This is a genomic window from Pandoraea pulmonicola (genome assembly GCF_000815105.2).
In the GTDB taxonomy this organism is placed as follows: domain Bacteria; phylum Pseudomonadota; class Gammaproteobacteria; order Burkholderiales; family Burkholderiaceae; genus Pandoraea; species Pandoraea pulmonicola.
Genome location: NZ_CP010310.2, coordinates 4,982,319 through 5,001,301 on the forward strand (window position 1 = coordinate 4,982,319; position 18,983 = coordinate 5,001,301).

The window sequence follows — 18,983 nt, forward strand, 5'->3', positions numbered from 1 at the left end:
GCCCCTCGTGAGCCGGTGCGGGTCGCCTGACGGGAACAGGCGAGGCAGGTGAGACAGGCGTGCCGGGCGCCGGCGTCTGGCAATTCTTGCGTCGGGCGCCGCATTTTCCGGTGACATGGCTTGTCAAGACTCGCGCGTGACTTTAGAACGCGGTAAGGTACGTCGCGAAGGGAATCCCCCGAACGACGTTGCAACGAGGAATATCGCCATGAAAACCAAAGCCGCCATTGCCTGGGAAGCGGGCAAGCCCCTGACCATCGAAGAAGTCGATCTGGAGGGGCCGCGCGCGGGCGAGGTGCTGATCGAGGTCAAGGCCACCGGCATCTGCCATACGGACTACTACACGCTCTCCGGCGCCGACCCGGAGGGGATCTTCCCTGCCATTCTCGGCCATGAAGGTGCGGGCGTGGTCGTGGACGTCGGTCCCGGCGTCACCACGGTGAAGAAAGACGATCACGTCATTCCGCTGTACACGCCCGAGTGCCGTCAGTGCAAGTTCTGCCTGTCGCGCAAGACCAACCTCTGCCAGGCCATCCGCAGCACGCAGGGCCGCGGCCTGATGCCGGACGCCACGTCGCGCTTCTCGCTCGACGGCAAGCCCATCTTCCACTACATGGGCACCTCCACCTTCTCGAACTACATCGTCGTGCCGGAAATCGCCGTGGCGAAAGTGCGCTCCGATGCGCCGTTCGACAAGGTCTGCTACATCGGCTGCGGCGTGACCACCGGCGTAGGCGCGGTCGTCTATTCCGCGAAGGTCGAAGCGGGGGCGAACGTCGTGGTGTTCGGCCTTGGCGGTATCGGCCTGAACGTGATCCAGGGCGCGAAGATGGTCGGCGCCGACAAGATCATCGGCATCGACATCAATCCGGGCCGCGTCGAGCTCGCGAAGAAATTCGGCATGACGCACTTCATCAATCCGAAGGAAGTCGAGAACGTCGTCGACGCCATCGTGCAGTTGACCGATGGCGGCGCCGACTACTCGTTCGAGTGCATCGGCAACGTCACGACCATGCGTCAGGCACTGGAGTGCTGCCACAAGGGCTGGGGTCAGTCGTTCATCATCGGCGTGGCGGCGGCCGGTCAGGAAATCAGCACGCGCCCGTTCCAGTTGGTCACGGGCCGCGAGTGGAAAGGCTCCGCGTTCGGCGGCGCACGCGGGCGCACCGATGTGCCGAAAATCGTCGACTGGTACATGGAGGGCAAGATCAACATCGACGACCTCATCACCCATACCTTGCGTCTCGATCAGATCAACGAAGGCTTCGACCTGATGAAGCGCGGCGAGTCCATCCGCTCGGTCGTGCTGTATTGATCGCGGGAGGGGCGAACGGATGGCGGCGTGGCGCCCGCGCCGCCTGAAATCGCAAGCGAAGTCATACGCGCCAATATTCCTGTCTCGTTTCGTTACACGATACTGAAAACCAACGATGGCAGGCGTCGGTCGAACCGGACGGAAAGACTTCGGGCGGGTTATCGCTGCCTGACGGCGATGCCGTCAAGCTGCGCCGCCGACATAGGGAGACCGACATGAAACCATGGACCTTACCGCTCGTCCTTGCCGGGGCGGCCGTGATGACGGCGGTGCCGGAGGCGGCGTCCGCGCAGTCGGGACAGGCGGTTGTCAACACGCTGGCCAACGTGCGCGCGGGTCCGGCGGCTGAATATCCCGTTGTGGCGCAGGCCGCAGCCGGCATGCCGGTGACCGTGTATGGCTGCCTGTCCGGTTACACGTGGTGCGACATCGGCTTGCCGGGCACGCGCGGCTGGATCTATGCGGGTTTGTTGAGCTATCCGTACCAGGGCAACCCGGTGCCGGTGCTCAACTACGGCACGGCGATCGGGTTGCCGATCATCACTTTCTCCATCGGCTCGTATTGGGGCAGCCATTACCGCAATCGTTCGTGGTATCACGATCAGCGGTATTGGCACCGGCCGCCGCATTGGGGTGGGCCGGGACCACGCCTGCCGGGTCATTATCCGGGACCGGGCCACCGGCCGCCGGGGATGGGCCATGGACCGGGACCGCGGCCGCCGGGCCACGGAGCGGGTCCGGGCTCCTGGCCTCCGGGTCATGGCGCGGGTTCGGGGCCGGGGCGTCCGCCGGGACATGGCGCGGGGCCAAGGCTGCCGAGGGGAGGACATGACGGGTATGGCGGGCGTGGCGGAGGTCATGGTGGAGGGCATGGAGGCCGCCATCCGGGCGGCGCCCCAGGCGGCCCAAATCAATGAGACGCCAAGGGACGACGTAGGGCAAGCCGTATGAAGTGGGCGGTGGTTGTGGGGGGTGAGATGGGCGGACGTTATCGGTGCCCTGACGGAGCGACTTTGAGGTGGAGCGGAGTCAGGGTACCGGTAACGTCCGCGGCCCGGGCGTCTGAGCGGGTGGGAAAGTGATGAGCGGGTTGTGGGTTTCGCTGGCCAGCTTCCGATAAACTCCTGATAAGCCTCAACACGCCCCCCAAATTCAGCAATCGCTGCACGCACCTCCTGAAAAACGCTTAAAATGTGAGCAATTCCGGCCAGGCGGGGGTGCCGATCAGGCGCCGATGGCCGGACTGCAGGACAGCGAGCCATGGCCCGAGCGACGCGCACGAGTTTGCGTACCCGGGCATTCAGCATCAATCAAGACCCTTCAGCAGACCTTTCTCCGGTGTGCCGTCGCGTAGCCGCGATGGTCACGGCAGTCCGGCAGGATCCTCCGTAAGTCTCGATCGTGTTCGTCCCGCCCTGGCGTGCCATGCGCACGCCGTGGTTGCCTATCGCCATGCCGCAGCCGGCGCGCGTCATCCGCGCACGCCGGCGCGGCGAGGACTCCAGTGCGCCGTTGTGGCGCCGGCCGCGTTTGGTGCATGGACGAAGCTCGCATCCCTGTGGCGATCCGCCAGGCATGGGAACGAGCGGCCACAAGCCCGGGGTGCCTTTGCGGCCAGGTCGCGGGACACGTCTCCCGTGGAATTCCCGATGGCGCGCGCGACGCGAACGCCGGGGGCATACGTTGCAGGAACCTTTTGCAGTTCATGAGTCTTTTTCGTACCAAAAACATCGAGAGCATGCTCGCTGCCGGCCGTACTGGCAGCCTGCGCAAAGTGCTTGGCCCGGTCGATCTCGTCCTGATGGGCATCGGTGCCATCATCGGCACCGGCATCTTCGTGCTCACCGGCACCGGCGCCCTCACCGCGGGCCCCGCCCTCACCCTCTCCTTCATCATTGCGGCCACCGCATGCGGTTTCGCCGCCCTGTGCTACGCCGAATTCGCCTCGACCATTCCCGTCTCCGGCTCCATCTACACCTACAGCTACGCCACCCTCGGCGAAATCGTCGCGTGGATCATCGGCTGGGATCTGATGCTCGAATACGGGCTGGCGTCGTCGGCCGTCTCCGTGGGCTGGTCCGGCTACTTCCAGTCGCTCGCCGCCGGCTTCGGTCTGCACCTGCCCAATGCCATCACGGCGGCACCGGGCAGCGTGCCGGGCGTGACCACCTTCATCAATCTGCCCGCCGTCGTGATCATGTTGCTCATCACGTGGGTGCTGTCGCATGGCGTGCGCGAGTCCGCGCGCATCAACAACCTCATGGTGGCGATCAAGATCAGCGTGGTGCTGCTGTTCATCGCGGTGGGGGTCTGGCACGTCAAGCCGGCCAACTGGACGCCGTTCATGCCATTCGGCACCAGCGGCATGTTCAACGCCGCCGCGCTCGTCTTCTTCGCGTTCATCGGCTTCGACGCCGTCACGTCCGCCGCCGAAGAAGTGCGCAACCCGGGGCGCGACCTGCCCATCGGCATCATCGGCTCGCTCATCGTGTGCACGCTGCTCTACGTCGCGGTGGCCGCCATCATGACCGGCATCGTGCCCTTCGCACACTTCGCCGGCATCGACCATCCCGTCTCGCTCGCGCTGCAGTACGCCGGCCAGAACTGGATCGCGGGCTTCGTCGATCTGGGCGCTATCCTCGGCATGACCACCGTCATTCTGGTGATGACCTACGGTCAGACCCGCATCACCTACGCCATGTCGCGCGACGGCCTGCTGCCGCCCATGCTCTCGAGCATCCATCCGACGCACAAGACGCCGTTCGCCGGTACGTGGATCATCGGCGTGGTGTTTGCCGTCATCGCCGGCTTCGTGCCGCTGGACGTGCTCGCCGAGCTCATCAACATCGGCACCCTGTCGGCATTCGCCCTCGTGTCGGTCGCCGTGCTGGTGCTGCGCCGCACGCGCCCCGATCTGCCGCGCGCGTTCCGCGTGCCGGGTGCGCCGGTCGTACCGCTCGTCTCCGCCGGACTGTGCCTGTTCCTGATGGCGCACCTGCAAGCGGCCACGTGGATCGCCTTCGTCGTGTGGCTCGCCATCGGCCTGGTCATCTACTTCTCGTACGCGCGTCGCAACGCCGTGCTGCACAAGTATGACGCCGAGGCTGTCCCGTCCGCACAACAGCCCCAGCCCTGAATCTCCTCACCGACCGACCCGCCTCGCGCCCCGGCGCGAGAGCGCGTATAGTCCGGCACAGGCGCGCGCCGTCACCGATCCGCTTCGCGATCTCCCGCTGCGGCGCGCGCCGCCCGCCTCCCATGGCGGGTCGCGTCATCCTGCCTCCTGCAAGCGTTGGTCCGTAGTTCCCTTGCTTCAGTGGCTTCACATCCCTGCAAAGGAAAAAGAACATGCGCCGCTATGTCCTGCTCGCTGCCGTACCCGCCGCCTTTGCCGCGGGCTTCCTCGCTTCCCATTCGATGCCGAGCGCGAACGCGCAAAACGCGCAAGCAAGCGCCCTCGCGGCGCAGATCATCGACGTCGGCGCCATGACCGACGAACAGATCGGCAAGCTCGTGCCCAACGTCGGCACGCTTCGCACGAAGACACTCGTCGCCACGCCCAACGGCACCGTCGCGGTACAGAGCGGCAACGTGCCGCGCCACACCCATCAGGAGGCGGACGAGATTCAATACGTGATTTCCGGCAGCGGCACCTTCTGGCTGGGTGATCAGCAGCGCGAAGTGCATCCGGGCGACCTGATCGTGATCCCGCGCGGGACCGTGCATGCCGGCTCGCAGAACACAAGCAGCGAGTTCAAGGTGCTCGCGATCAAACTGCCGCCGCAAGCGCCGAACGACATTCAGTTCGTGAAATGACAGAAGCCGTGCGGCTCAGCCGAAATTCCGGTTGAGCCACACCGCGCCATATCCGAGCGCAAACATCGTCAGCAGCAACGGGATGGAAATGCGCAGCACCTGGATGACGAGCGGGCGAGGCGGCAGACTCTCGTCCTGCGGCATGCGTCCGGCCTCGTGCAATGCGCCCGTGCACAGCGCGGCGGCCACGGCGCTCGCGAACACCCAGAACGTCTGGTTGTAGAGCAACGCGACGAGCAGCAGCGTCAACGCGACGTTGCGACCGTGGTAAATGAGATTGACAGCAGTACGAAAGGCTTGCGGCGACATATTCGTAGAGCGCCGGTGCATACGGTGCGACCGGACCGGCGCGAAGGTCTTGTTATTCGTCCTTGAGTCTGCGGCGCACCCGCGGTGCGCCGCGCCCCTCGAAAGCGGCGAAGGCAACCCAAGCTTAAACAGGCTTAACGGCTTTCGCCAGCGTAGTCTTTAACTTGCGAGATACCGGCCGCATGCCGCGACGGCGCACGGCGTCAACTCATACCTCGGGGCGATGCCCGGCGACATGGGGATGCGGTATGCTCCCCGGCATGACTTTCCCCGCCTCTCCCCCCAATTCCGGTGACGCCCCCGCAGACGCCGACGGCGCGCCCGGGCGCAGTGTCTACGTCATCGTGGCGCACCCGCGCTGGCGCGACTCACGCGTGAACCGTCGGCTGCTCGCCGCCGCACGCAGCATTGCCGGCGTCGACGTCAACGATCTCTATTCCACCTATCCCGACTTCAGCATCGACGTGGCCGCCGAGCAGCGGCGGGTCGCCCGTGCCGACCTGATCGCGCTCGTGCACCCGATCTACTGGTACAGCATGCCGCCGTTGCAAAAGCTCTGGCTCGACGAAGTACTGTCGTGGGGATGGGCTTACGGCCACGGCGGCCACGCCCTCGCCCACAAGGACCTGTGGCTCGTGGCGAGCACCGGCGGGCCGCACGCCAGCTATCGCGCCGAGGGCTATAACCAACACGACTTCGCGGACTTCCTGCCCGCCTACGAACAGACGGCGCGGTTGTGCGGCATGCGCTTTCTGCCGCCGCACGTATTCTACGGCGCGCGGCGCAGCGACGACGCCGCGCTCGACGCCCACGTGAGCGACTTCGCCGGGCGACTCGCCACCTACCCGCAATGGCCCGAACTGATTTCGATGGCCGAGGCGCCCGAATGCGGGGACATTCCCGTGGCGGATCGTCCGCGCTGCCAGACCGGCGTGGCCGACGCCGTGGCGCCGTCGGCATCCGATGACGAGATCGTTGGCACCGGGAAGGGGGTCTGATGGAACACGTTCCGGCCTGGCTACTGGCCAGTCTCATCTATCTCGCGGCAGCGGTGATCGTCGTGCCGCTGTCCCGCGCGCTGGGCCTGGGCGCGATCATCGGCTATCTCGCGGCGGGGATCGCCATCGGTCCGTGGGGTCTGGGGCTGGTCTCCCGCGTCGAAGACGTGCTGCACTTCGCCGAGTTCGGCGTGGTGCTCATGCTCTTTCTCGTCGGCCTCGAACTGGAGCCGCGACGCCTCTGGAATCTGCGCCGGCCGATCTTCGGCTGGGGCGCCGCGCAGGTGCTCGGATGCGCCGTGCTGCTCTTCGCGGCCGGCATCGCGCTCGGTGCACCGTGGCGCATCGCGCTGGTGGCCGCACTCGGCCTGGCGCTGTCGTCCACCGCCATCGCGCTGCAGGTCATGGCCGAGCGCAACCTGCTCGCCACCCCGAGCGGACAGGCCGGGTTCTCGATTCTGCTGTTTCAGGACGTCGCCGCCATCCCGATCCTCGCGTTGCTGCCGCTGCTCGCCGATTCGGTCGACAGCCGCATGCTGACCGGCACCGAGCGCGCGTTCGAAGCCTTGAAGATCGTCGGCGTGATCGCCGCGATCATCCTCGGCGGGCGGCTCGCCCTGCGCCCGCTGCTGCGCTGGATCGCCAACAGCCGCACGCCGGAAATCTTCACGGCCGCGTCGCTGCTGCTGGTCGTCGCCATCGCCGCGCTGATGCAGTGGGTCGGACTGTCGATGGCGCTGGGCGCCTTCCTCGCGGGCGTGCTGCTCGCCGAAAGCGAATACCGGCGCGAACTGGAAACCGACATCGAGCCGTTCAAGGGATTGCTGCTCGGCCTGTTCTTCATTGCCGTGGGCATGAGCATCGACTTCGGCGTGCTGCTCGCGCAACCGCTGCGCATGATCGCCGTGGTGGTGGGCTTCATGATCATGAAGGGGCTGGTGATCCACGGTCTGGCGCGCACGATGCGACTGCCGTACCAGGAGCGGCCGATCTTCACGCTGCTGCTGGCCCAAGGCGGCGAATTCGCGTTCGTGGTCTTCCAGTCCGCGGGACCGCAGGTGCTGCCGCCGGCAGTGTCGTCGTTCCTGATCGGTGCGGTGGCGCTGTCGATGCTCGTCTCGCCGCTGCTGCTCGTGGCCATCGACAAGTGGCTGTTGCCGCGCTACAGCGTCAAGGGTTCGCCACGCATGGAGGAAATCTCCGAGCCGCAGTCGGCCAACGTCGTGATCTGCGGCTTCGGGCGTTACGGGCAGATCGTGGGCCGTGCGCTGGTGCCGCAAGGCGTGTCCATCACCGTGCTCGACCATGATCCCGACACCATCGAGAGCCTGCGTCAGTTCGGGTTTCGCGTGTTCTACGGCGATGCCACGCGGCTCGACCTGCTGCGCATCGCCGGGGTGGCGAGCGCGCGCGCCGTGGTCGTGGCCGTCGACGACGCGGACCAGTCGCTCGAGATCGTCGACCTGATGCGCGAGCACTTCCCGCACGTGCCCATCGTGGCGCGAGCGCGCAACGTCGGCCATCTTTTCCAGCTTCGCGATCGCGGCGTGCAGCACATCGAGCGCGAAGTCTTCGAGTCGTCGCTGCGCAGCGCCCGTTCGGTGCTCGAAGCGCTGGGCTGGCCGGCGGCCGAAGCACGCGAGGCGACGATGGCATTTCGCCGGGCGAACCTGCAACTGACCGACGAGATGTACCCGACGTACCAGGATCGCAACAAGATGATCGCGACGGCCAAGGAAGGCCGCCGTCAGTTCGAGGAGCAGATGACGCGCGAGCGCGAACAGCGTCGCGCGCAACGGCAGGTCACGTTCGGCTGGGACGACGACACGGTGCCCGACACGACGCCCACGCCATCGTCGCCGCCAACCTCATCGGCTTCATCGGGCAAGCCCGACAGCACGGCCGACGACCGGCGCATGTGAACATCGTGCGCCGGCGCGATGGGGTGACTGTGAGGCGCTAGGCCTCGATATTGAGAAATCGCGGATACCGACCGCTGCCGTTGCCGGAGGGTTCGTCGTAGCGCACGCGGGCGAGCGCCAGACGATACGCCGAGCGAGCGATGTCGGACGGCTCTCCGATTCTTGACCACAGCGCCTGATCGAGTTCCGCAATTTCAAGCAGCAGGCATCGCATGTCGTGTGGCAATTCGTAGCGCTGCACGATGTCGCACATCAGATTGGCCGTCACAACCGCGAGTAAACGTCGGCGGTCAATCGCGCTGCCGGCAACTTCGACCCGATCCTTCAACTGCGAGAGGAGCGCGCCCCCCGCCTGAGCACTCACGCGAAGCGTGGCCGCGGGCAATGCAAGGGCCGTAATGTAGAACGCGTCGTCGGGCTGAAACGCCTCCAGTTTCAGTGTCACATCCCGCGCCTTGTGAAGAATCGCGCGCTGCCGCATGAGCCTGCCTTGTACCGACGCGGGTAGACTCGGGAAGGTACTGTGAAGGCGGACGTAGTATCCCTCGCCGGATTCCCAGTCCCCGAGATGCTCCGCGTCGATATGACAGGCAAGCGCGGACAACTCAATCAGGTCTCCGACGAGCGCGCGACTCGCCAGATAGGCATGCAGTGCATCCCTCGTGTTTTCTGGGGAGGCGGTATGCGCCTTCCAGCATTGGGCGATGAAGTCGGCAAACGCCGGGCTCGATGGCAATGCGATGAACGTTTTTTCCATCCGTGACTCCTGTTCGATGCGAATGACCAACCGGCATGGTTGACCTGTCGTCGAGTGTGAGTTGTCGGCCACAGGCCGACCAGTGCAGAATGTGGAATCGAACATTGCGTTATGCGCCTGGTATGAAACGCCAATCGTGGACGTCCGTGGATCTCAATTTGCTGAAAGCCTTCAGCGTGCTCGTGTCGGAGCTGAGTGTCGCCGCCGCCGCTCGACGGCTGAATCTGAGTGAATCGGCGATGAGCCGAACACTCGGTCGAGTCCGGGAGGCATTCGGCGACCCGGTGCTGGTTCGCGCAGGACGCTCGTTGGTCCCGACCCCGCGAGCGTTATCGTTGCAAGCGAAGGTCAACGAGATGCTCGAGGCTGCCCAGGAGATTTTCCGGGCCGATGAACCTCCGAATCCCGCGGCGCTCGAGCGCACGTTTACGATTCAATGTAACGAGGGGTTTGTCGTGGAATTCGGGGCAAAGCTGCTTGGCATCGTGAGAGCATCGGCGCCCAAAGTTCGATTGCGCTTTGTGACTCAGAGGGAAAAGAGTGCGGAAGCATTGCGCGAGGACTTTGCCGACGTGGAAATTGGCGTGCTCGGGAGAAGCGGTCCGGAGATTCGTTTGAAGACGCTACTGAGAGATCGCTTCGTCGGCGTGGTTGCACCGGATCATGCGCTGGCGAAGCGCGGGCACGTCAGCGTGAGCGACTACGTATCCCATGAGCACGTCAGCGTGTCGCGCCGTGGACTCGTCGATGGGCCCATCGACAATGCGTTGCGCGAGAACGATGTCGTTCGGGATATCGCGGCGGTCGTTTCCAGTTTTCCTGCTGCCTTGGCGATGGCGCGTGACAGTGAACTCATCGCCAACGTGCCGTTTCGCCAGACGGCATTCGCGCGAAAGGGGATGCACACCTTTGAGCTGCCATTCGAGACCCCGCAGGTCGTTGTCTCCATGATGTGGCATCCCAAGGTCGACGCAGACGCCGCCCATCGATGGTTGCGAGACTGCCTGCAATTGGCGTGCGAGGAATGAGGGGGCGTTGCTTCGTCTGGAACGATTCCTGAGACCCGGGCCCCAGAGATGAAACGCCCCGCCACCGTGCTCACATGGCCCGGGCGAATCCGTCGAACGGACGGAAATGGCCGTCTGCCGGCACGGTCGCATCGGCACGCAGGCGCGCTTCGGCATCGGCGCCCGCAAGGCCGCGATAGTACAGGTGCACGGCGATAGCCGCCGAATAGCGGCGAATTTCGACCAGCGCGAGGTGAGCATGCTCGGCCGACGTGAACATCAGATAAGGCGACTCCTGTTCGATGAGTCCCGCGACCTGATGCAGCCCGTGGCGGTGCAGAACCTCCGCGAGTTCGTCGCGGCTGCGGTGCGTGTTCGCATCGGTGGTCGGGTACATCATGCGCAGCAGCGCGAGCGGATGTTCGGCGCAGGCCAGCGAGAGCGCCTGCACGACAGCGTGACTGTCGAGCGCCGTGGCCACGGCGTCACCTTCGGGACGATGCTGCGGAAAGAGTTGCTCAAGGGTCAGCGTCATGATGAGTCCAGTGCAAGAAAGCTGCAAAACTGCGACAGCGGATTCCACAGTCTAGTGAGTCGGAAACGCCCGATAAACACCGCGGCGTGAAGACCTGCGTTGCGCGCGCCGCAACAATTACCGGATATTTCTTGCGCATCGGGACGCCTTGCGACCGACGCTACACGGCGCTCCCTCATCGCTTGATGATATGATTTTCGCCGACGCCGATGAGACTCATACCTGATGCGATATCCCGAAACGATGTCCGACACGCTGGCAATTGCCATCACCGAGGCCGACCATGTCATGCGCCACTGGCAATACGACATCGATGGCCAGATTGAAATTGGTTCGGACTCCCACAAGCGCATGTTCTGCCACATGCTGCTCGAGTCGCATAATCCATACAAGCCCGCGATCATCGACTGGCCGGTGCTGCCGCCGGACGCGCTCAAGCGTCTGACGGCCCTCCCCATCTGGGACATTGCCGTGCAGACGGAAGGCCGCGCCTCGATTCGCGTCGCCACTTACGCCGCGTCTGTGCAAGACCCGCTGCTGCGCAAGGCCATCGCCATGGACGGCGACGAGGAGGCCCGTCACAAGGTGGTGCTGTCGCGGCTCGTCGAGGCTTATGGCATAGAACTGGCCCCCGAACCCGCCTATCCACCGCCCAGGAACGCCGAATGGGCGTGGATGAAGACCGGCTTCAGCGAATGCATCGACAGCTTCGTCGCGTTCGGTCTGTTCCGCTCGGCGCAGCGTTCCGGCTACTTCCCCGAGGCGCTCGTGGAGACCTTCGAGCCGGTCATCCAGGAGGAAGCGCGCCACATCCTGTTCTTCACCAACTGGGTCGCGTGGCATCGCCATAACCTGCCGCGCTGGAAGCGGCCGTGGTTCTATGCGCGTGTCGTGGCCGTATGGATCACGCTGATCTGGGAGCGTCTGGCGATCGCGCGCGGCATCGACACCGACGGCGTGGCGCGCGACTCCAACTTCCTCGTGACCGGCACGGCCGATATCGGCGAATCGCTCAAGCCGCGCGAGCTGATCAAGCTGTGTCTGGAAGAAGATGCGCGCCGCATGGAAGGCTACGACAAGCGCCTGCTGCGCCCGACGTTCGTACCGAGGCTCGCACGCCTCGCGCTGCGCTTCATGAGAGGCTGAGCGGCTAAGCACCTGGGCGAACCGATGAAGAAAAGCCGCCCCGGGCTCACGCTCGGGACGGCTTTCTCATTGCAGCTTCATGCCGGGGGCACGATCGTTCGATCAGCTGCCTTGGCTCACGTCCAGTTCGCCGGCGGCACGGGCGCGGGCCAGTTCCTGCTTCACGTCGGCACGCGACACGTTCGAGCCCTGCGACACGACGATCGGGTAGTTGACGTCGTTCTCTGCCATCAAGCCTTCCGCGCGAGCCTGCGCCAGCTCGGTCTTCACTTCGGCGCGGCTCTTGACCGAGCCCGAGGCGACATACACCGGGTAGTCGGCGTCGCCGTGCGGGATCAGGCATTGCGCACGGGCCTGCGCCAGATCGGCGAGCACGGCGGCGCGCGTGAGCGGCTGACCTTGCGAAGCGACTTCGGGGTAGTTATTGCCGTTTTCGGCGGCAAAGCTGCCGGCAGCACCCAGCGAAGCCACGGCGGCAATAAGGGCGATTGCGATGTTCTTGCGGTTCATTTTCCTAACTCCTGTCTAGTTGCGACGACTTTGTTTTGAATTGCGCCGTCGATGGAAGGAAGTCTAGGACTGCGCATTGCAATGAAAAACGCGATATTCGTTCACGAACTATTGCGACTTTCGATGAGAATCAACGCACCAAATCGGTGCAACCCACCAAGCACAAACGCCGCAGCGCGCCAATGCGATGGCGGGCTGCGGCGTCGGCGGAACGCTTTCCGGTGAGACGAGCGGCTTAATCGACGAGCGATGCGCCGAGGGCGTCGAGCAGGAAGTTCGAGCCGCGCTCGCGCGAGCCAGCGTCGTCGTAGCCGTCGAAGAAGGCGCCCTGCTCCGTCATGACGACGTGCGTACCGCCATCGCGCGGCCTGAGTTCGAAAGTTGCCAGCGACGCCGAGATCTTGCGCTCGTCGAGGTGCATCTCGTACGCGTAGACGACGCGCACGTCGGGCACGACGTCGAAGTACACCGCGTCGAACGTCGACACCATGCCGCTCGACCAGCGTGCGCGGGCGCGCTCGGTTCCGCCCGGGCGCACGTCCATCGTGCGCTCGATCAGCGTGAGGCCGTCGCCGCGCGCGAACCAGCGGTCCTTGGCTTCACGCTCGGTCAGCGCGCGGAACACCCGCGACGGCGAAGCCGGATACTGGCGCTCGATGCGGAAACTGCCGTGCACCACACTGCGCTGCGTGGGCGCGTCGAGCTCGCGCAACACCTCGCGGCCGAGCTTGTCGAGCGTCTGCTTCCAGCCTTCGCCTGCGCCCTCGGGCATCCACGCATAGGCGGGATCATGCACGGTGTAGCGTTGCTCGACCTCGAGCCGGGTGCCGTCGGCAACATCCGCGAACGTCGCCGTCGTCAGCGCGCCGAACAGCGCGTGCCCCTTGGCGTCGCTCACATCCATCTCGATCACCAGACGCTTCAGATCGTCGATTTCGACGAAACGGCCGCGAATCCAGTGCGACTCGCCTTCGGGCGACTGCATGCGCAACTCGAACACGCCGCCCACGCGGGGCTCGACCGTGGCTTCGGGCACCGTGTAGCCGAGCGGGCAGAACCAGCGCTTGACGGCATCCGTCGTCGTCCACGCGCGGAACACCGTCTCGCGCTTGGCGGCATACGTCCGGCCGACGCTCAACGGGCGTGGCGAGCCGGCGGCCTTTACTTCACTTGCTGTCCTCATGAACTTCTCCTTCGGGCGGCAGGCTGGCCAGATACTCGCCCAAACGGTCGAGATGGCCTTCCCACTCGTGACGACGCTGATTGATCCATCGCTCCGCGAGGCTCAGCGCCTGGGGTTCGATCCGGCACGTGCGCACACGGCCGGTCTTTTCCGTACGCACCAGGCCGGCGCTTTCGAGCACGGACAGGTGCTGCATGACCGCCTGCAACGACATCGACAGCGGCTGCGCGAGCGCACTCACGGACGCGGGTCCCTGCGCCAGCCGCGCGAGCATCGCGCGACGCGAGGTATCGGCCAGTGCCTGGAAGGTCAGATCGAGGGCGTTGTCATGGTCAAGCATGTACTTGAGTATAAAGGTTCACGAAAGTAAAGCAAGGACTTTAGTATTAAAAATTTCAGGTGACGATGTGGTGATCGCGCGGCCGCACCCGGGCCGTGTGCTGACGGTGAAGGATTTCGCGCAGCGACTGCTCGATGGTTTCGGTCATGGCGTCGAGCGCCAGATCGTTCGCCTCCAACCCGAAAGGCTCCTCGATCTCGGCGCTGACGGCTTCGAGCGCGAAGAAGGTATAGGAGATGAAGGCGACGATCACTGGCGTCATCGGCCCGATGGAATCGACCAGGCCGAACGGCAGCAGCACGCTGTAGAGATACGTCACGCGATGCAGGATCACGCCGTAGGTGAACGGAATCGGCGTGGAGGCGATCCGCTCGCAGCCGCCGATGGCGTCGCCCATGCGGTCCAGATGCATCTCCATGACCTGTGCGAGCGGTGCGTCGATCTGGCTTTCGAGCCGCCGTTCGCGCAGCCATTCCCCCGCCATGAGCAGGATCGCGATCGGCTTGAACTGCTTGCGCGCGAGGCACGCCACGTCCTCCGGCGACAGCAGGCGCTCGAAGTCGGCGCGCGCGTCGGTGCCGCGCAATTGGTGGCGCATGCCGTGCACGAACGCGATCAGATAAGCGACGAAACGCGGCGAATCGGACGTGTCGGAGATCAGCGTCATCGACTGACGCGCCAGCGCGCGGGTCTCGTTGAGCACGCTGCCCCACAGCACACGCGCCTCCCAGTACCGGGCATAGCTCGTGGTATTGCGAAAGCCGAGGAAGATCGCTAGCGTGATGCCGATGAGCGAGAACGGCACGAACGTGAGCGGGATCTTCCATTCGAAGATGCGGCCGTGCGCGACGGTCACGAGAATGGAAATGATCGTGGTGAAGACGAGCTGCGGGGCGATCTTGGGCAGGATCGAGCCGCGCACGACGAAAAGCATGCGCAGCCAGTGCAGATTGGGACGGACGATCATGATGACGAAGAGGCTCGCGGAGCAAGCGAAAACAGGCCGTTGGGGGAGCCGTTGCGCCGCGATGATACGCCCATATCGGCAGGTTTGAAATGGTCGTGGTCGATACCGTCCCACTACAGGACGAAACGCCCGTCGGCCGCGAGACCGACGGGCGTTTCCCCTGTTTGCCGCCGCGCCACCGCGCCGGGCCTACTTCACATCCAGCGCCTGCGCGAGCGTGACCGGATCCTGGAAGATGCTCGAGAAGTCGAGCGCCCCGTGTCCATTGGCGCGATGCACCTCGAAGATGCGGCGCGCCAGATCGCCGAGCGGCGTGGCAACGTTGCTGGCCTCGGCGGCCCCATGCGCGAGGCGCAGGTCCTTGGCCATCAGGTCGGTGGCAAAGCCGCCGGTGTAGCCGCGCGAGGACGCCGCATTCTCCATCACGCCGGGGCACGGATTGTAGACCTCCAGCGTCCAGTTGCGGCCCGAGCTCTGCTGCATGACCACCGAGAGCACCTTCGGATCGAGGCCGTTGGCAATGCCCAGACGCAGCGCCTCGCTCGTGCCCGCCATCAGGATGCCCAGCAGCATGTTGTTGCACAGCTTGAGCGTCTGACCGGCGCCGAGCGGGCCGCCGTGGTGGATGGCCCGTCCCATGCTGCCGAGCAGCGCTCGCATGCGCTCGACGAGCGCGGCGTCGCCGCCGACCATGAACGTGAGCGTCCCGGCCGCGGCCCCGGCCGTACCGCCCGAGACCGGCGCGTCGAGCAGCGGCGTGCCCGGGCGCGCGAGCTTGGCCAACTGACGCGGGATCTCCGGGGGCACCGTACTGCTGTCGATCAACACGGCGTCTGCCGGGGCGTTGGCAAGCACGCCCTGCTCGCCGCCGTAGGCCGCCAGCACGTGCTCGCCGGCGGGCAGCATCGTGATGACCACCTGCGCGTCGCGCACGGCGTCGGCAATCGACGCGGCCGCCGTGCCGCCCGCGGACGCGAGCCGCTCGACGGCGGCGCCGGACAAATCGAAACCGCGCACGGCGTGCCCTGCCCGGACCAGGTTGGCGGCCATCGGCCCGCCCATGTTGCCCAGGCCGATGAACGCGACGCGCAAGGCGCCTTGCTGTGTTTCCGTAGCCATCGTCTGTCTCCCGAAAAGGCGCGCGTTACTTCAGCGTGATCGTGGTGTTCACGCCGACGGGGCCGGTGCCGCGCGCTTGCCAACGCGCCGTGACGGTCTTGGTCTGCGTCCAGAAAAGGACGGCCTGCTTGCCGTTCGGGCCCAGGTCGCCGAGCTTCGACGCACGCGAACCCGTGAAGCTGAACCACGCCACCGGCACCGGAATCGGCAGGTTGATGCCGACCTGGCCGACGTCGATCTCGTTCTGGAACTGACGCGCCGCACCGCCGTCCTGCGTGAACAGCGCCACACCGTTGCCGTTCGGGTTGGCGTTGACGAACGCGATCGCCTCGTCGAGCGTATCGACGCCGGTCATGCACAGCACCGGTCCGAAGATCTCCTCGCGATAGATCGACATGTCGGCCGTCACGCCATCGAAAATCGTCGGGCCGACGAAGTTGCCTTCCGGCGCTTCCTTGACCGCGTGGCCGCGACCGTCGAGCAGCAGCTTCGCGCCTTCCTCCACGCCGGCGCCGATGAGCCTCTCCACACGTGCACGCGCCTGCTTCGACACCACCGGCCCCAGATCGGCCTTGCGGTCGGTGCCCGGGCCAACCTTCAGCGCACGTGCGCGTTCGACCAGCTCCGGCACCCACTCGCGCGCCTCGCCCACGAGCACCGCCACGGACGTTGCCATGCAGCGCTGACCGGCCGCGCCGAAGGCGGCGCCCAGCAGGTGGTTGATGGCTTGCTCGCGATCGGCATCCGGCAGGATCACGCAGTGATTCTTGGCGCCCATCATCGCCTGGCAGCGCTTGCCGGCCTCCGACGCGCGGCGATAGATGTGCGTGCCGACGTGTGTCGATCCGATGAACGAGATGGCCTTGATGTCGGGGTGATCGCAGATCGCGTTGGCGATGTCCGGTCCGCCGTGCACGACGTTGAGCACGCCCGGCGGCAGACCGGCTTCGAGCGCGAGCTCGGCCAGGCGCAGCGATGCGCTCGGATCCTGCTCCGAAGGCTTGAGCACGAACGTGTTGCCCGTGGCGACGGCCAGCGGGAACATGAAGCACGGCAGCATCACCGGGAAGTTGAATGCGGTGATGCCGGCGCATACGCCGAGCGGTTCGATGAGCGTATATACGTCCACGCCGCCCGCGGCGTTCTGTGCATACTCGCCGAGCTGCAGCGATGCGATCGAGCAGGCGTGCTCCACCACTTCGAGACCGCGGCCGACTTCGCCTTCGGCGTCGGGCAGCGTCTTGCCGTGTTCGCGCGTGATGAGTTCGGCGAGCTCGCCCGTGTGATCGCGCAACAGTTGCTGGAAGCGCAGCATCACGCGCATGCGGTTCGCCTGCGACGTATTGCGCCACGCCTTGTAGGCGGCCTTCGCCGAGGCCACGGCGGCGTCGAGCTCGTCGGTCGTGGCGAACGGCACGCGGGCAACCACTTCCTGGGTCGCCGGGTTGATGACATCGCGCCACTGCGTCGACTTCGATTCGACGCGCTTGCCGTCGATGAGCAGCGGAATGGTGGGTAGGGACATGACACGCTCTCCTGATCGAACGAATACTGGGATTCGGGGGTTATCGGTGATGGTTTTTTCAGTTTCGGCGGACGGCGGACTGCCCGTGCAAGACGTGCAGCGCCGCCGGCACTTCAAAGATAGGCAATCGAGGCGATGCCTGCTGCCGCGCTCACTTCGGCGCCGAACTCGTCTTCACGAGCGCGCAGCTCGACTTCGACAGCGGCTGGAACGCTTCCGTCGCCGGCACCGTGCCGACCTTCGTGTAGTAGTCCCACGGCCCCTTCGACTCGGCCGGAGACTTCACGCGGAACAGGTACATGTCGTGGATCACGCGACCGTCGGGACGGATCGACGCGTTGTGCATGATCGGATCGCGAATCGGCATTTCGCGCATCTTTTGCGCGACGACCTTGGCGTCGACGCTCTTGGTCGCCGCCACGGCACGCAGGTAATGCAGCACGCTCGAATACACGCCGGCCTGCACCATCGTCGGCTTGAGATCCTTGTACTTCTTCTGGAAGCGGGCCGACCAGGCGCGCGAGGCGTCGTCGTAGTCCCAATAGAAGCCGTCGGTGAACATCAGGCCCTGCGCCGTGTTCAGACCGAGCGCATGCACGTCGGAGAGGAAGACCAGCAGTGCGGCGAGCTTCTGGCCGCGCTGCACGATGCCGAATTCGCGCGCCTGCTTTAGCGCGTTGACGGTGTCCTGGCCGCCGTTGGCGAGCGCCACGACCTGTGCCTTCGAGCTTTGCGCCTGCAGCAGGAACGACGCATAGTCCGACGCGTTGAGCGGATGACGCGACTGCCCGACCACGGTGCCGCCCAGTGCCTTCACGTTATCGGCGGCGTCCTTTTCCAGCGAGTGGCCGAATGCGTAGTCGACGGTGATGAAGTACCACGACTTGCCGCCGTTCGCGACGATGGCCCGCGCCGTGGCGGCCGACTGCGAATACGTGTCGAACATCCAGTGGAAGCCCGTGGGAGAACAGTCTTCGTTGGTCAGCCGCGTGGTTGCCGGACCGGAGAACAGCACGACCTTCTGCTTGTCCATCGCGAGCTTCTGCACGGCGAGCGCGGCAGCCGAGTTGGTCAGGTCGGCGATCGCATCGACGTTGTCGCGATCGAACCATTCGCGCGCCTTGTTGGCCGCGACGTCGGCCTTGTTCTGGTTGTCGGCCGAAACCAGATCGATCTTCATGCCCTTGCACTCGGCGGCGAGGCAGTCGTCAATGGCCAATTGCGCGGCCGCCACGGAGCCCGCGCCGCCCATCGCCGAATACGTCCCCGACATGTCGGTCAGCACGCCCACCTTCACCGGACGGTCCGGCAACTGCGCCATGCTTCCCACCGACGTCACTCCCAAGCCCGCGCCGAGTCCCAGCGCGAGCAGCCACGGCTTGATCTTCATCGCTTGTCTCCTTCAGATCCTTTCAGGTCTCTTATGCTTTCGTCGCCGACGTCTATGCGTGGCGCTCATAAATTGTATTTGTGCGAATTTGCTTTACATAGCGCAAATCTGCATCTACTTTGTGCACAAATACACATAGGAGAC

The 18,983-nt window shown here is 65.2% G+C and carries 18 protein-coding genes; 8 read left to right on the plus strand and 10 right to left on the minus strand.

Annotated elements, in window-relative coordinates; genetic code table 11:
• Window positions 1–208: 208 nt before the first annotated feature.
• The 4 genes from RO07_RS21375 (at window position 209) to RO07_RS21390 (ending at window position 5,131) form a co-directional block, all read left to right on the plus strand.
• Window positions 209–1,315, plus strand: a complete 1,107-nt coding sequence (locus tag RO07_RS21375) for an S-(hydroxymethyl)glutathione dehydrogenase/class III alcohol dehydrogenase (RefSeq protein WP_039405568.1) — start codon at window positions 209–211, stop codon at window positions 1,313–1,315.
• A gap of 215 nt (window positions 1,316–1,530) precedes the next feature.
• Window positions 1,531–2,232: an SH3 domain-containing protein gene (locus RO07_RS21380; protein ID WP_072637125.1), complete on the plus strand. Its 702-nt coding sequence runs from the start codon at window positions 1,531–1,533 to the stop codon at window positions 2,230–2,232.
• Window positions 2,233–3,020: 788 nt separating this feature from the next.
• The gene (locus tag RO07_RS21385) at window positions 3,021–4,451 is read left to right on the plus strand and encodes an amino acid permease (RefSeq protein WP_039413198.1); all 1,431 of its coding nucleotides are present in this window, start codon (window positions 3,021–3,023) and stop codon (window positions 4,449–4,451) included.
• Between the two features lie 212 nt (window positions 4,452–4,663).
• The gene (locus tag RO07_RS21390) at window positions 4,664–5,131 is read left to right on the plus strand and encodes a cupin domain-containing protein (protein ID WP_039405573.1); all 468 of its coding nucleotides are present in this window, start codon (window positions 4,664–4,666) and stop codon (window positions 5,129–5,131) included.
• A gap of 15 nt (window positions 5,132–5,146) precedes the next feature.
• Here RO07_RS21390 and RO07_RS21395 read toward each other — a convergent pair whose 3' ends face one another.
• The gene (locus RO07_RS21395) at window positions 5,147–5,440 is read right to left on the minus strand and encodes a hypothetical protein (protein WP_039405576.1); all 294 of its coding nucleotides are present in this window, start codon (window positions 5,438–5,440) and stop codon (window positions 5,147–5,149) included.
• 260 nt (window positions 5,441–5,700) lie between these two features.
• Between RO07_RS21395 and kefF the strand changes: the two genes are divergently transcribed.
• Both kefF and kefC read left to right on the plus strand, forming a co-directional pair.
• The gene (kefF, locus tag RO07_RS21400) at window positions 5,701–6,438 is read left to right on the plus strand and encodes a glutathione-regulated potassium-efflux system oxidoreductase KefF (RefSeq protein ID WP_115089309.1); all 738 of its coding nucleotides are present in this window, start codon (window positions 5,701–5,703) and stop codon (window positions 6,436–6,438) included.
• Window positions 6,438–8,360, plus strand: a complete 1,923-nt coding sequence (gene kefC, locus RO07_RS21405) for a glutathione-regulated potassium-efflux system protein KefC (RefSeq protein ID WP_039405579.1) — start codon at window positions 6,438–6,440, stop codon at window positions 8,358–8,360. The genes kefF and kefC overlap by 1 nt, the downstream gene beginning before the upstream one ends.
• Before the next feature lie 37 nt (window positions 8,361–8,397).
• Here kefC and RO07_RS21410 read toward each other — a convergent pair whose 3' ends face one another.
• Window positions 8,398–9,117, minus strand: coding sequence for a hypothetical protein (locus RO07_RS21410; RefSeq protein WP_052266780.1), 720 nt, complete (start codon window positions 9,115–9,117; stop codon window positions 8,398–8,400).
• Between the two features lie 122 nt (window positions 9,118–9,239).
• Here RO07_RS21410 and RO07_RS21415 point away from each other — a divergent pair, with 122 nt between their 5' ends.
• The gene (locus tag RO07_RS21415; protein WP_039405580.1) at window positions 9,240–10,145 is read left to right on the plus strand and encodes a LysR family transcriptional regulator; all 906 of its coding nucleotides are present in this window, start codon (window positions 9,240–9,242) and stop codon (window positions 10,143–10,145) included.
• 70 nt (window positions 10,146–10,215) lie between these two features.
• Here the strand turns inward: RO07_RS21415 and RO07_RS21420 are convergent, their stop codons facing one another.
• Window positions 10,216–10,659, minus strand: a complete 444-nt coding sequence (locus RO07_RS21420; protein ID WP_052266781.1) for a hypothetical protein — start codon at window positions 10,657–10,659, stop codon at window positions 10,216–10,218.
• A 243-nt stretch (window positions 10,660–10,902) separates the two neighbouring features.
• Between RO07_RS21420 and RO07_RS21425 the strand changes: the two genes are divergently transcribed.
• On the plus strand, window positions 10,903–11,805 hold the full coding sequence (locus RO07_RS21425; protein WP_039413209.1) for a hypothetical protein: 903 nt from the start codon (window positions 10,903–10,905) through the stop codon (window positions 11,803–11,805).
• Window positions 11,806–11,907: 102 nt separating this feature from the next.
• Here the strand turns inward: RO07_RS21425 and RO07_RS21430 are convergent, their stop codons facing one another.
• The 7 genes from RO07_RS21430 to RO07_RS21460 form a co-directional block, all read right to left on the minus strand.
• Window positions 11,908–12,315: a DUF4148 domain-containing protein gene (locus RO07_RS21430; RefSeq protein WP_039405583.1), complete on the minus strand. Its 408-nt coding sequence runs from the start codon at window positions 12,313–12,315 to the stop codon at window positions 11,908–11,910.
• Between the two features lie 235 nt (window positions 12,316–12,550).
• Window positions 12,551–13,498, minus strand: coding sequence for an SRPBCC family protein (locus RO07_RS21435; RefSeq protein ID WP_039405585.1), 948 nt, complete (start codon window positions 13,496–13,498; stop codon window positions 12,551–12,553).
• Window positions 13,482–13,838, minus strand: a complete 357-nt coding sequence (locus RO07_RS21440; RefSeq protein ID WP_039405587.1) for an ArsR/SmtB family transcription factor — start codon at window positions 13,836–13,838, stop codon at window positions 13,482–13,484. The genes RO07_RS21435 and RO07_RS21440 overlap by 17 nt, the downstream gene beginning before the upstream one ends.
• 55 nt (window positions 13,839–13,893) lie before the next feature.
• Window positions 13,894–14,805 (minus strand): bestrophin family protein, encoded by a 912-nt coding sequence (locus RO07_RS21445; protein WP_039405591.1) that lies wholly within the window; start codon window positions 14,803–14,805, stop codon window positions 13,894–13,896.
• 189 nt (window positions 14,806–14,994) lie between these two features.
• The gene (gene mmsB, locus RO07_RS21450) at window positions 14,995–15,924 is read right to left on the minus strand and encodes a 3-hydroxyisobutyrate dehydrogenase (protein WP_039405593.1); all 930 of its coding nucleotides are present in this window, start codon (window positions 15,922–15,924) and stop codon (window positions 14,995–14,997) included.
• 25 nt (window positions 15,925–15,949) lie between these two features.
• Window positions 15,950–17,449 (minus strand): CoA-acylating methylmalonate-semialdehyde dehydrogenase, encoded by a 1,500-nt coding sequence (locus RO07_RS21455; protein ID WP_039405595.1) that lies wholly within the window; start codon window positions 17,447–17,449, stop codon window positions 15,950–15,952.
• Between the two features lie 151 nt (window positions 17,450–17,600).
• On the minus strand, window positions 17,601–18,839 hold the full coding sequence (locus RO07_RS21460; protein WP_039405597.1) for an ABC transporter substrate-binding protein: 1,239 nt from the start codon (window positions 18,837–18,839) through the stop codon (window positions 17,601–17,603).
• Between the last annotated feature and the right edge of the window lie 144 nt (window positions 18,840–18,983).